Origin of the sequence: Candidatus Nitrosocosmicus agrestis (assembly GCF_008389435.1) — an archaeon.
In the GTDB taxonomy this organism is placed as follows: Archaea; Thermoproteota; Nitrososphaeria; order Nitrososphaerales; family Nitrososphaeraceae; genus Nitrosocosmicus; species Nitrosocosmicus agrestis.
This window is the reverse complement of record NZ_VUYS01000002.1, coordinates 123,413-136,925: the sequence shown is the minus strand read 5'-3', so window position 1 is coordinate 136,925 and position 13,513 is coordinate 123,413. Positions and strand designations below refer to the sequence as shown.

Below are 13,513 nucleotides of genomic sequence, written 5' to 3'. Positions count from 1 at the left end.
GATTACTGGTTTTGTTTTACGTGAGCTTGCTTAGTATTGTTTTCAATAGGCCATAAAACCTTGAATTAGCCACGTAATCAAAGGAAGGAATTTGCTCGTGGTAAGAAAAAAGACGGGTTAGGAAAGGGAAAAGAAGAAAAATTTGAAAAGATTTGGTCCATATTTTTTTTACCTTTTTGAATGAGGAAGGATGCGTGTGTGAGTGTTATTATTGTTATTATAATACTAATATTATCAGTTTCTCATACCTATTGGATTCTTTTTTCGAATTTGTTGCATTGTCATTTAATTATTTTCTTTATTTTCATTGGCGAAAGTGTCTGCAGTTTCATTTTCATTGGCTGAAGTTTCATCCATTCCTCCTAGTCTTTTAAGTGCAGAAAGGATCTCTATATCTAATTTGTCTATTTCTGGATTACTGTTTCTTTCATTATTGTCCCCTGTCTGGCCGTTTGAATTTGAGTCCTGGTTTTCTTTGTCGGTTTTACGATTAGTCTGTGGATTAGATGAAATATCCTTAACTGCTTCAAGTTCATTCGGAAAGCTTGGTGACGATGGATTCATTTCTCTTGAACTTTCTGATGCTACAAACGGTAAATCGGCGGATTCTTTTGTTTTTTTGTCGATTGATTGGTTATACCTTCCTTGTTTTTCTTCTTCTCCTTCTTCTTCGGATGAACCGTCTTGAAGAACCGGATGGCCTAAGTGTGCTTTTAACCCAATTCTTGAACCCAAGTTAAGGGAGGAAGGTGAGAAAACCTTGGACTCATAGTTCTGGGCGGAGATGAAAGAAGAGATAGGGGAAGAAGAAAAGGAGGGGGAGGAGGGGATGATCTTGCTTAAGCCCTTTTGATTTGGTAATCCGTTATAGTTCTGTACGATAGCCGGGTCTATTTTGATTTTATCAATCAGATCTGCATCGCTATCTTTAACATTCGGATCGCCTTCATCAATTTCTAAAAACTGGGGTTGAATGTAATTACTGTCAGTAACGCGTTCGAATAAGCCTGAGGTCATTGCTGGATTCAAAAGTGCTGACGACGCATCAGATAAAGAGGACAGTGATGAATTTGCTGTAGCCAAGGCGGCAGCAGTTGATGCAGAAGTTGCTTCGACTGTAGATGAAAGTTTTGTAATGTTTTCGGTATTTTCTTTTATCGCCTGAGTAAATTCGTTTGAAATCAAAGATACTTTGGTATCTAGACTGGAGAGTTTTTTTGATAACTCGTTGTCTATTTTATCAGTTGCTGGTTGATTGACAGACTTTTTAATCTTAAAAAGAATAAATACCATCAAAAATGCTATTATGACTGTTTGGATGACGGTAATGGTTATAAGGAGATCTGTTAAAGTCACTATTCCAAACACTTCAATAAATGGTTAGATTTTTTCTAGCTTTTAAGTCATTCTTCAAATTATGGACTCTTCCAAGTGATGGAGTCTGAATTGCTTACCAGGTATCTTATTCTTTTAAAAACACTCAATGGATCGTCGCCACATCCATATTTTGAGTAAAAATTATTTCCTATATAGCACGCTTTTGCACATTTTTGTTCAACTAAAGATACCTTTTTGTATTTACTTAAGCCTAAAACCATGGGGATAAGGTCTTTGATAAGAGAGATTAAACCCAACCTTGAAGCTGAGGCTTTGCCTTCTTTAATGTACCAGAACATGCGGGTTGTATCCTTGTTATAGTCTTTAAATACTATTTCTTTGAGTTTTTTTGTTCTTTCAATATCAAAATGCCCAAGAATTTCAATTTTTTTTCGTGAAATTAGGTAAATTATATGAGCAAATTTAGAACAGGATGTACAGTAGTTATCGTATATTAGAGTAGGATAATGGAAATCTCCGGATACCGTATTCATACTTACATGACGTAAATGACGAATCTATATTTCTTAAATCTAACTTTGATCATATATAATCAGTGCTCATTTGCCGACAATATGGTAACTTGAAACTATCCAAACATTGTCCCTACTACCAACCACGGTCAATCTCTCGTCAAAACATTGTCCCTACTACCAACCACGGTCAATCTCTCGTCAAAACATTGTCCCTACTACCAACCACGGTCAATTCTTTGTACACATACAGAACAAATCCACTTCCAAAGGCGGTTAAAACTACGTCCAAAGAGAATTCAGACGTATTTTGATATACCTGAATACAAGATTAGAGGATTATTTCTTTTATAAATTGAATTACATATGATCTAATTGAAATATTTGGGTTCAAGAATTCCATATGAAATTAAAATCAAAGTGCGTGACCAGTGGTTTTTGGGTTTACCTCGCGATGTGATAGCTAGTTGTAATGGAATTGGATGTGGCAGTGTAACCAGAATTATTAATTACTGGGGTTCAACTGAAGTTCCTGATATAGACCTGTTAAGAGGAGTTGCGGTACAAATCAGAAACGAAGGTTTGACACTGAATAAAGTGGCGTACGGTATCCGCATACACAATTATTTGCTTCAGATGGGATCATCCGAGGCAGAAATGGATAGGTTGCTGCGGGAAATAGATGTTCATTCATTCAAAACCAATCAAACTTTTCATGATTTTGTCATGCAAATACATGAAGTTCATGGATTTGCCCGGAGATTGGGAATTTCCATTCACCAAGTCCCTGAATATATTGCTGACAAGAAAAAAGAAATTCAAACTCTGGAAAATAGGTTGCGTGAATTAAATCATCTGATTTTACAGAAAGAGATCGAATCTCGAAGGTTTAGGTGAAGATTATCTGATTTGAAATCCTGCATACTACCGTTAGAGGATCTAATAAATCCCTGTTCAAAATCATGGACATTTATCAATAAGAAAATATTTAAATTGAAATATGATTTCAGGGTTAGTGTGTGGAAGATTCTAATTCCTAAAAAAATTGCATTTGGTGAGAATGCTGCAAAAGAATTTGAGTATCCTGACAATGCTTTAATAATCACTACTACTGAGAGCAAAATCTATGAAAAATGGATTGAATATATGGGTATCAAAAATTACACTATTTATGATAAAGTAACTCCTGATCCAGCCATCGAAACTATTGAGAAGATAAAGAATGAATTTGAAGGAAAGAATATTTCTTGTTACATCGGTTTGGGTGGAGGTAGTTCGATGGATGTTTGTAAATATTTGAGTAAATTGACTGGTGTTCCAAAAATTTTGATTCCTACTACCTTTGGAACTGGTGCAGAAATGACAACCTATGCTGTAATCAGTTTCGACCACAAAAAGAAGCTCCTTCAGGATGAGGCATTTTTGGCAGATGCTGCTATAGTCGATCCTTATTTTCTGCCTGGTACGCCATTTAACATTATGAGAAACTCTGCCTGTGATGCTGCAGCACAAGCTTCCGAGGGCTTTGATAGTAAGTTGTCTAATCCTTTGACCAAACTATTCTGTAAAGAAGCTTTTGATATCCTGGAAGATGCTATTATAAATGACAAGCCTGAATTATTGCCATACGGAGCAATGCTCTCAGGAATAGGATTTGGAAATTCTTCAACAACATTGGGTCATGCATTGTCCTATGTATTTTCCAACGAGGGTGTGCCTCATGGGTATGCACTATCCTCTTGTACTACTGTGGCTCATGAGTTTAACAATTCTGTATATACAGATAGATTTAAGAAAATATGTCAGAAATTAAAGTTCGAACCATTAAAACTTAAGCTACCTTTAGATGAAGCAGCGGATGTTATTATGCCTGATAGAGGGCATCTTGACAATAACCCTATAGATGTGTCAAAACAAGATATAGTAAAGTGCTTAGATAAGATTGTTAATAGCAATCCCTTAGCATAAATACACTTTTTTATACTTTAATTAGGAAAAACTATAAATTCATATTGTTTCTTTTACAAGTTATCTTATGACGACTACCATTAAAAAGAGTATGGATATTGCTGCACCTTTAAGCGAAGTTTTTACTTATTTTGCCAGACCAGAACATATGGCAGATCAATTCCCTGAAAATATGGGTCTAAATGTAATTCCATTAGAAGTTAAAAACGGATTTGGGGTAGGTACAATTTTTAGAATAAGTGGTGATTTTGATGGCAAGAAATTGGAATGGGATTGTGAAACCATTGACTATATTCCACATAAAAAAATAGTTGCTAAGATGATTGAAGGTCCCTTTAAACACTGGCAAATAACAGTAGATTTTGATGAGTTAGAAGAGAAAAAGACAAGGACATCACTCACAGTGGACTATGATATGCCTATGGGTCCATTAGGAGGATTGTTAGACAAAGTAAAATTAAAGAAAATAGCCGAAAGAGGTATGGAGAACGGGTTGTACCGTGTTAAAGCATTACTAGAAGGAACCGGATCAATTCCCGTCTACATTACTTTAGAAGCATATAGGAAGGTTCTAAAGGAAAAAGAGCGACGTAAATGCTCTGTTTCTGAAGCCATTGTTGAAATCATTAATCAGAATGAACAACCAAGGGCTACAACTCCTGCCTAATTAATCCATTTTTTCTAAATTTGTTTCGTTCGATTATATGTTCTTAGTTTGATTTAAATAGTGTTTTTGCAACTCATTTATTCGTAGGGTTCGTAGCTCAGCCAGGCAGAGCGTCTGGCTCTTAACCAGTTCGAAAGAGGTTAAAATGTCGTGGGTCCGAATCCCACCGAACCCGCATAGTATACGGGTCTATATACAAGTTATTCTATATTATATTCGTCATAAAATAATGTATATTACCGATATTCGTGATAGCAGGAGGCTTTGTTAATGCCAGTAAAGTTAGAGACCTCCATAAAAAATATTCGACTATTGGATAACTACAATAATGCTCAATTAATTTATGAATTTTATCTGTACTTGAGATCTGTTAATACATCTGAAAGTTATCAAAATCAGAATATCAAAGCCCTAATTAATATGGCAAAATTCTTTGGAAAAAATTTAGATTTTATTCAAATATCTAAAAAGGAAGAGATACTGTCATTTCTTGATTCTAAAATAAAAAGTAAAGAGGATGATCCTGACGGAAAATGGATGCGAACTTGGAATGACTATTTACAGAGAATTAAGTATTTTTTTAGATGGTTATACAATGAAAAATTAAGACAACAGAGAAATGAAGAATCATTGGATCCTTCAGATTGGGTGACTCCATCTTTTCTGAAAATCAAAGAAAAGAAGAGTAAAAGAATCAGTCCATATCTGGAATCTGAAATATGGGATAAAGATGACTTTCAAGCAATAATAAAATATGAACCCTTAAAAAGAAATAAAGCTGCATTATCGTTACTTTGGGACCTAGACGCTAGACCTCATGAGATTTCAGGTCTCAAAATAAAGCATATAAAATTAAAGCAAAAATATGGAGAAGGTGAAATTCCTTTCGAATCAAAAACTGGAACTGGTCCTATTCTACTTACTTTTTCATTTCCTTATGTTAGAGATTGGATTAATGAACATCCTTTTAAAAATGAACCAAATGCAAGTATAATTTGTAATCAAATCACCGGTGCTCCAATACATGCTGACGCTCTAAATAATTTTATGAAGCATCTAAAAGAAAGAATTGAAAGACTAATTGAATCAAACCAGATAACGGATGAAGAGGAAAAGGAAAGATTGAACCGTTTGCTCAAAGTAAAGAAATGGAATCCTTATTGCATAAGACATTCAGCGATAACTGCCGATTCCGACTATCTTCCTGAATATGCATTAAAGAAGAAAGTAAGGTGGTCAATGAATTCAAAACAAGGATCTAGATATATCAAGAGAAGAATGGGTAATGAACTAAAAAACAAAATATTAGAATACAATGGAATAATTACAGAAGAACTCCAAAAGAAGAAACCTATACAGTCAATATGTCCACGATGCGATTTACCAAATATATTGGAGAATAAATACTGTTCTAAATGTTCCTATCCTCTAAAACCAGAAGCATTTGATGAAATTAAAGAAGAAGAAAACAAGAAGATAATGGAACTAGAGACCAGATATAAAGAAATGGATTCTGTCTTGCAAGATTTAGTCAAAGCCTTTTCTTCAGTTGATGAACAAGGAAAACAGCTGATAGCAAGACAGCTAATTCAATCAGGCAACTTTGACTAGGGTTTTGTTAAATTCAAAAATCAAATAATTCATTAATAACGTCTTACGGTTTTAGTCCAACTGCATCCCAAGTTTGACTTTCTATATTATATAAATATGAGAATATGTGACTACACCTTTGACATTTTACGATCATCGTAATCTTATTTGAATTAAGGTTGTTGTTTTTTATTATTTCCCATTCATTTCTTATTTGATGATTTATAACCTTTTCTCGTTCTATCTTTTCATATAATCCATTTTTATAGACATGGTTTGGAATAAAACGTTTTTTTTGGCTATTGGTATACTGAAAAGATTTCATCATGTGGGTATCATATTTTAAAGACTCCCACATGTCTTTGTCAATTTGAGACTCAATATCTGATTTAAAGCAGACTTTAATCATATGTCTGCTTTTTTCAATATTTTTTAATTCCGTATCTAATATTTTTTTGTCCAATTTATCTTGTGGTTCTTTTGAAAACAATGGTGTTTTAAAATTATTTAACGTCTCATAGAACAATTCCCTAAAATTATTGTCATTTAAAATTTTTTCAAAAATGAAATTGTTCATGGTATATCTTAAATCATGAAAATTTATCAAGAACCCAAAGGAATGTTTAGACATATAATAAAAAAAGTAGTCGAGAATATCATCGTATTTGTTTATACATTTAGTCAAAAGAGTCTTTAGAAAATAATAATAGTAATTATCGTAGTTCTTATAATTTGGAGGAATAGATATAAGGTACTCGTTCAACGTCAGGAGCAACATTTTCTTATACCTGTCTGAACCCTTATCGCAGTTCTGTAGATCCAAAGTCAATGCGACTAATATACCACTCCTTGGAACATGATATAATAGTGTCTCCAGACCCTTGTTTCTTTGAGATTTGACCTTGTTTTCATCAATATCGAATAATCCTAACTGTACAAGTCTTTCTAACCTACGTGCAACTTTTCCTTTAATCTTTGTTGGTCTCTTCTCAATAGCAACCCGTCTGCTTCCATATTCCTCTTCATATGCATCTTGCAAATCCTTGTTATTGTTAAATAACCACTTGCATAATGGCCAAATCCTAAAAGAAACTATAATCGGTATACCGTTCATGTCATCCTTCTCAATTTCTGGGTTGTATTTGTCCTTATAATCTGAAAGAATAAAACGGATAATGTCCCGGTAAAGGCTAATCTCCTCTTTATACTCTTTCTCCTCATCATTATTAGATTCGAGTTTTTCGACATCGCGATAAAGAATATCTTCGATAGTGATGCTTTTGATCGTTAATTTGTTAGTATTAGATTGTAACATATACGTGATACTATCATATACATAATAGTATCTTCCTAATAACAGTATCTACAGTCTATATTGTAATGAGAGGACATATTCATAGAATCAATGGAATCGTGGGTAAAACATCACTAACCGTTGTCTTACCCAAAGACTTTCTAAAAGATCTTCAAATGCAAAGAGGAGATTTTGTCAAAATCAACAAGGACAATGACAAGATCATTATCGAAAAATTAGAGGTTTAAAAAATGAAAGATGAAAAGAATTTTCCCATTGTTAATAAGGATAAACATGAAATTAAACTTTATGAAGGTAACAATGAATCGATAAATAGTTTTTCAATACTGGAATTATCTATTGCTAAATGTCCGATAACTTGTAACAAGTGTAAAACAGTCTATTCAAACAAACCAACAGGGATTAGAATTGTTTGTAGATGTCTCTGTCATGACCAGAAGAAAGGTGAAAAATTTGAGTCATAGTCGCGACAGCAATATTGGTCCAATCGATAAAAATACGAGAACGATCAGATTCAAAATAACTGAAAATGTCTCTAAAATGGGGATAGATGAGATCATTCTAGATAGGGGTATATTACAATTTAATTCTGGAAATGAGACTATTTGCATAGTAATAGTAGGAAAATCTAAATCTTCAATTCAAAAATTATGTAAGGAGGTTAGAATCAAACTAAAATACCTCAAGCAAATGACAGGTGATTCTCAATTAATAGATCAAGGGATATCAGATATAGAGAATCAGATTGTCTCATATAGAGATGAAATTTTTCTTTGTCAAGATAGACTTGATCCTAATATTGAAGATCAACCAAACGACGAATTTAAATCTAATTTTTTAAATGACGTAAAGAAACTTAGAAGTCAATTCCAAGAAGCATCTGATCCCTATAAAGAATGGCAATCTAAGGTAGCCGAAAAATATGAGATTTTAGAAAAGATATTCAAAAGTCATTATCCAGAAGCCTGGATATTTATGGAATTTTGCTTAACGGTTAAATCAATACTGAACGTTATGGATTTCACTCTCCCGTTTATGGGCGTAATAGTTGCACCTCCATCTTCAATGAAAACCATGGTAATTCAGCTCTTTAGAAAATATGTCCATGTTTTTTACACAGACGGCTTTACTCCAAGCTCACTTATCTCACATAACGCAGCATTAAACGAGGAACAACTACAAAAAGTTGACATGTTACCAAAAATGAAAGGTAAACTCGTACTTACTCCCGAATTGGCGTTATTTTTTACAGGCAAGGAGGAAGATCTTCAAAAAACCATGGGAATAATAACCCGAGTTCTTGACGGACATGGACTGGAAAATGATTCTGGTGCCCATGGGCATAGAAAATACGGGGATACTATGTTTGTATGGCTGGGAGCCGCAGTCGAGATCCCTTTTAGAGTGTGGAAATTATTGGGAACATTAGGTCATAAGATATATTTTATCCGTCCTAACCTTCAAAAGAAAACAGTTTGGGACTTAAAACGAATAGCCAAAAACAATAATTTTTCCAGCACAAACAAAGAAATTGAAGAAAAACTTTTAGATTATTTAAAAGTATTTGACGCTGCTCCTGAAATAGAAGGTAGGACAAGGCTTGAAAACAACGTTATAAAAATAAGATGGAATGAAGAAGAGGAAGGAGAACAAGACAAGGCTTTAGAATATATAGCACAACTAGCAAATTTACTCGCTCCTCTTAGAGGAGACGTCTATGTCTCTCAATCAAAGTTTACAAAACATAAATCGAATTATAGTAACGAAAATAATGAATCAAATAATGAACAAAATGGTAACTATTATCAACAACCACATCAAGTAGAAGGTCAAGATTATGATACAGACTTTCCTGTAATTGAGGATGCATCTAGAGCGGTTATTCTTTTACGTAACCTTGCAATCGGACATGCAATTTCTCAGGGAAGAAACTCCCTGACCATACAGGATGTTCCAATCGCTGTCAAAGTTGCTTTATCAACAGCACCTGTGAGACGTGTAAGGTTATTAGACCTCCTACTAAAAAGCGAAACTGGAGAACTTACAACATCACAGATATGCAATGAACTATCAATTTCACAACCGGTGGTAACTCGAACGATGAGAGAATTTGAAGCTTTAAGGATAGGGGAGATATCAACAGTAAGTGATTATAGTAATTCAGAACTTAAGATAAGATTGAATTCTGAATATGACTGGTTTAGAACAAAAGAATTTCTCGATCTAAAAGAGGATTTTGTTCCTTATGATCAGAAATCTAATAAAAATTATGAGTGCGACACACAATCTGTTGATGATAATGATTTTGAGAATGATTCTGTTCAGAATTCCATCGACAAAGCTGATACTATTGAAACAGTAGAACCGTGTGACAATAACAATAATTACTGTCACACGTTCAAAGATATTTCATCACCACAGGCTCAGCAAAAACATGATGGTGATTTAGACGATGGCTTAAGTAAGAGTCGAGATTCAAAAGAAAAATCGGAGAAATTTTTACCTGTAAAAGAGGATAAGACTGAAAATCTCTGTTGTAACCCAATAAAATCATGTGGGATCTTTAACATACAAAATACCAAAAAAATCACCGTGCCTCTCTCCGGGTCAGAACCATTTGAGCATGTGACAAGGTCACATGCAGAAGACGAAGACGAAGAGGAGTATCAGACACAATATCCCGTTTCTCCCATAATTACAGATAGCGACGGTATTAAATACACTGCTTTACAGGAAATTCTAAAAATTATACAATTATCTGATGGCTCGATAATAGCCGTCAATTATGCCATAGGATCCGTTTGTAAGAATAATGAAATAGTTAGAAATTATTTGGGAGATAAGTTAACTTCAAGAGAAAATCGAATTGTAAGGGATCTCGTTTCAAATATTATAAGACATCCAAATATCAAAATCATAAAAAACAAACCGCAATTGTTGGTAAAGTGGTTTGAAAGTAATAATGAATCTTTGACTAACCCTCAAAAGGGGGAAACGGTATGACAAGTTCAAGTTCAAACGTTCCTTTAATCACTTCCAATACCAATTATAATATTCAAAGGAATGAATTGCTAATGCAACCCTACGCTGCTCTTGATTTAGAATATAGATATGATGAAAATAATTCTCAAAAACCGTATTCAATATTTGCAGGAGCAATAGTTGATAATTTAGGAAACATAAAATCAAAGCATGAATTAGACTTTGTCAATCACATGCAACCAGAAAAGGAATTGGTAAAATGGATCATGTCTGAAATTCTACAGTATAGATTAACAATTGGTTGGAACACCAAGGGTGTTAGAATTCAAAACAGTAGAGGTAAGTTTAGTGGAATAAATTCTGATTTAAAGATAATAGATGAAGTTTGCAAATTTTATGATATTTCTTCAATTGTTGCTTTTGACCGTAGAGGCGTTCCTTATATCAGAGGTCACGATATACGAAATTTTTCTGCCGTTCCAACCATTAGAAAATTAAACAAATTTAGGTATTATTATCACATAGACCTCTATAACGTTTACAAAAAGGAAATGGTGATGGGTATTTACAATGGTAAATATCTAAATCTGAAACTAGATACAGTATGCAGAACAATTTTAGGTGAAGGAAAGCTTGAATACATGGATGGACAAAAGATACAACAATTATCTAATGTTAAACAACTAGAATATGTTATAAAAGATGCATCATTAGTTATGGACCTTTCCAGACATAATAACTATGAAATCTTTGATTTGATGAATGCCATATCTATAATTACAAAAGTACCATTTGATAGAGTCTGTAACAATAGTTTAACTAGTTGGTGGACCAAAGTCATCAATGACAAGATTAACAACGGTGAATGCAAACCTCCAACGCTTGATCCTATACAAAGAGGAAAAAAGAAAATTGAAGGTGGATTAGTCCTCGATCCTAAAAAAGGTTATTATAGAGATAAAAAACTCGTGTATGTTTTTGATGTGCGATCGCTTTATCCTACTTTGATAATAATTTACAACATTAGCTTTGACACTGTTAACTGTTCATGTTGTAAAGATGACCCCGAAGCTAGAGTTCCAAAGGAAATCATGAATTTAATACATGACAAAGGTGAAAAAGAACAACATCAAGGACAAAAAGAATATTGGATTTGCAAAAGATACAGAGGTATAATTCCAAAGCTCCTAGAACAGTATAGAAATGAACGATTCAGACAAAAAGACCTGGGAAATAATGCTATGCAATTAGGACTAAAGATTTTGATTAATGGTTGTTATGGTCTTTTTAATACCAAGTTTTTTGAATTTGCTGATTACCGAGTAGCAGAACTAACTACTGCCTTTGGTAGAAGAACTTTAGACTATATGAAACATATTGCAGAGAAAGTTTATGGATTTGACGTAATTTATGGAGATACCGACAGTATTTTTGTAACAGACGTAAAAGGTGAACTAGATATCGATAAATTTCTCGCAGAATGCTCTATAATGCTCGAGGATACAGAAATTGAATTAGTCAAAACTTATAAAAAGTTTCTACTTTTAGGTAAGAAGCATTACATAGGAATACATCAGGATGATGTAACTAAAGCTCCGGATATAGTGGGAATGGAAGGTAAAAAATCTGATAGACCCCCATGGATAAATAATCTTCAAAGAGGGTTTGTTGAAGATCTAAAACATGGTAGAAATCCTACAATCAAACTAAGAAAAGCATATCAAGATATGGAAAAAGGTCAAGTTCCACATGAACGGTTAGCAATTAGTCTTACTTTAGAAAGAGATCCATCTGAGTATTCTGATAATAAATTTCAATATATTGTGGGAAAACAACAAAATGCTAAGGAGGGAGATACCATACATTATTACAAAGCTAATTGCCTTGGAAAAGCACATTCAGATCCCGCATTCATAGACAGAAGCGAATACCTCAAAACATTACAATCAATATTTGAAAAACAGGTAGAATGTTTAGGTTATAATTACAATAAGCATGTTAAAGGGGACTCAACTTTAGATGATTTCTGGAAATAGTGGTGTTGACTATAAGAAAAAGGATGATAGAATCAACAAAGTTAAAGAAGGAATAGATTTTATTCTTTCACATTTTGAAGGAAGACAACAATTATTCCCGAGGAAAATATCAACGGCTTTTAGTAATAATAGACAATTTACAGTCTATAACAAAGAACAAATACTAAATGAATACATTAAAGCAGATTTTATAGATTGTAGAATCAATGCTTACCCAGTTTTAGACAACAACGATTATCTCAGTTATTCAGACATACAAGCTCCAAATATTATTTTTATCGATCTTGATTTAGAAAAAAATCTACCATATCCGGAAGCAATAACTAAGTTAGAAAAGACAAAGAATAGGAGTATAAAGACAATCGAAGAAAAATTATATAGTTCTCAACCGACTATACTGTGGACAGGAAATGGTTATCATATCTATATTGTGATAGATACCAGACCGTTAGAATTAATTAAAGAATTAAGTGAATTATCTAAAAAACCTTCAGAGGAGTTTCTCAGGTATGCTGAAATGACTTTTAGTTTGAAGAAAAAGGATTCGAGTCATAATCCTTCGTTCAAATCCTCATTACTAAGGATACCTTATACTTTCAACTCAAAAAATCTAAATATTAATGATGAAAATGACCAAATTAGATATCAGATAAAGATAATTCAGGAGTTTGATAAGGATAACGTTCAATCAATAAACATCAAACTGATTAGAGATTTTAGACTCTGGCTTGCAGATATTGACCTCAAAAGAAAGAAGACTTCTAGATTTCAAAACAAAAGGTGTGAGATTATTTTAAAGAGTGATAAAGTAAAGAAATATTATTGGATAGAAAGATTGTTGCAAACTCCCATACCTCGCTTTCGAAGATATTGTTTATATCGTATATTGGTTCCATATCTCGTTAACATAAGAAAACTAAACTCAGATAAATGTTCTGATATCTTGAAGATGTGGCTTGAAAAATGTAGTAAGCTTTCTAAAATATCCTTTAATATGGAATCAGAAATCAAAACCAGATTGATTGCAGTTAAGGATTACAAACCGTTATCTCTATACAAATTAAGTTCTGAAAACACTGAATTGTATCATTTGTTAAATTAGCAC

At 33.3% G+C, this 13,513-nt stretch carries 12 protein-coding genes and 1 tRNA gene; 10 read left to right on the top strand and 3 right to left on the bottom strand.

Going from position 1 to position 13,513, the window contains the following annotated elements; genetic code table 11:
* Positions 1-285: 285 nt before the first annotated feature.
* Together F1Z66_RS01585 and F1Z66_RS01580 are read right to left on the bottom strand one after the other, a co-directional pair.
* Positions 286-1,356 carry a hypothetical protein gene (locus tag F1Z66_RS01585; RefSeq protein ID WP_149861846.1) on the bottom strand — a complete coding sequence of 357 codons (1,071 nt, stop codon included), beginning with the start codon at positions 1,354-1,356 and terminating at the stop codon, positions 286-288.
* A 59-nt stretch (positions 1,357-1,415) separates the two neighbouring features.
* Positions 1,416-1,871 carry a hypothetical protein gene (locus tag F1Z66_RS01580; protein ID WP_149861845.1) on the bottom strand — a complete coding sequence of 152 codons (456 nt, stop codon included), beginning with the start codon at positions 1,869-1,871 and terminating at the stop codon, positions 1,416-1,418.
* Between the two features lie 363 nt (positions 1,872-2,234).
* On the opposite strand from F1Z66_RS01580, the gene F1Z66_RS01575 reads away from it, so the two are divergent.
* The 5 genes from F1Z66_RS01575 to F1Z66_RS01555 all read left to right on the top strand — a co-directional run bounded on the left by F1Z66_RS01575 (position 2,235) and on the right by F1Z66_RS01555 (position 6,096).
* Positions 2,235-2,747 (top strand): hypothetical protein, encoded by a 513-nt coding sequence (locus tag F1Z66_RS01575; protein ID WP_149861844.1) that lies wholly within the window; start codon positions 2,235-2,237, stop codon positions 2,745-2,747.
* Positions 2,748-2,867: 120 nt separating this feature from the next.
* The gene (locus tag F1Z66_RS01570; protein WP_149861917.1) at positions 2,868-3,818 is read left to right on the top strand and encodes an iron-containing alcohol dehydrogenase; all 951 of its coding nucleotides are present in this window, start codon (positions 2,868-2,870) and stop codon (positions 3,816-3,818) included.
* A 67-nt stretch (positions 3,819-3,885) separates the two neighbouring features.
* Positions 3,886-4,485: an SRPBCC family protein gene (locus tag F1Z66_RS01565; RefSeq protein WP_149861843.1), complete on the top strand. Its 600-nt coding sequence runs from the start codon at positions 3,886-3,888 to the stop codon at positions 4,483-4,485.
* Between the two features lie 86 nt (positions 4,486-4,571).
* Positions 4,572-4,660, top strand: a tRNA-Lys gene (locus F1Z66_RS01560).
* A gap of 95 nt (positions 4,661-4,755) precedes the next feature.
* Entirely contained in the window at positions 4,756-6,096 is a 1,341-nt protein-coding gene (locus F1Z66_RS01555; RefSeq protein WP_149861842.1) for a hypothetical protein, read from the top strand.
* Between the two features lie 43 nt (positions 6,097-6,139).
* Here F1Z66_RS01555 and F1Z66_RS01550 read toward each other — a convergent pair whose 3' ends face one another.
* Positions 6,140-7,390, bottom strand: coding sequence for a hypothetical protein (locus F1Z66_RS01550; protein WP_149861841.1), 1,251 nt, complete (start codon positions 7,388-7,390; stop codon positions 6,140-6,142).
* 98 nt (positions 7,391-7,488) lie between these two features.
* Here F1Z66_RS01550 and F1Z66_RS01545 point away from each other — a divergent pair, with 98 nt between their 5' ends.
* The 5 genes from F1Z66_RS01545 to F1Z66_RS01525 are packed head-to-tail and all read left to right on the top strand — an operon-like array spanning position 7,489 to position 13,510.
* Positions 7,489-7,617, top strand: coding sequence for an AbrB/MazE/SpoVT family DNA-binding domain-containing protein (locus F1Z66_RS01545; protein WP_149861840.1), 129 nt, complete (start codon positions 7,489-7,491; stop codon positions 7,615-7,617).
* Positions 7,618-7,620: 3 nt separating this feature from the next.
* Positions 7,621-7,854: a hypothetical protein gene (locus F1Z66_RS01540; protein WP_149861839.1), complete on the top strand. Its 234-nt coding sequence runs from the start codon at positions 7,621-7,623 to the stop codon at positions 7,852-7,854.
* Positions 7,844-10,393, top strand: coding sequence for an ArsR family transcriptional regulator (locus tag F1Z66_RS01535; protein ID WP_159357393.1), 2,550 nt, complete (start codon positions 7,844-7,846; stop codon positions 10,391-10,393). Before F1Z66_RS01540 ends, F1Z66_RS01535 begins: the two co-directional genes overlap by 11 nt.
* The gene (locus F1Z66_RS01530) at positions 10,390-12,408 is read left to right on the top strand and encodes a DNA polymerase domain-containing protein (protein ID WP_149861837.1); all 2,019 of its coding nucleotides are present in this window, start codon (positions 10,390-10,392) and stop codon (positions 12,406-12,408) included. The genes F1Z66_RS01535 and F1Z66_RS01530 overlap by 4 nt, the downstream gene beginning before the upstream one ends.
* A complete protein-coding gene (locus tag F1Z66_RS01525) occupies positions 12,392-13,510 on the top strand; it encodes a hypothetical protein (protein WP_149861836.1) in 1,119 nt (372 codons plus the stop codon). Before F1Z66_RS01530 ends, F1Z66_RS01525 begins: the two co-directional genes overlap by 17 nt.
* The last annotated feature ends 3 nt before the right edge of the window (positions 13,511-13,513 follow it).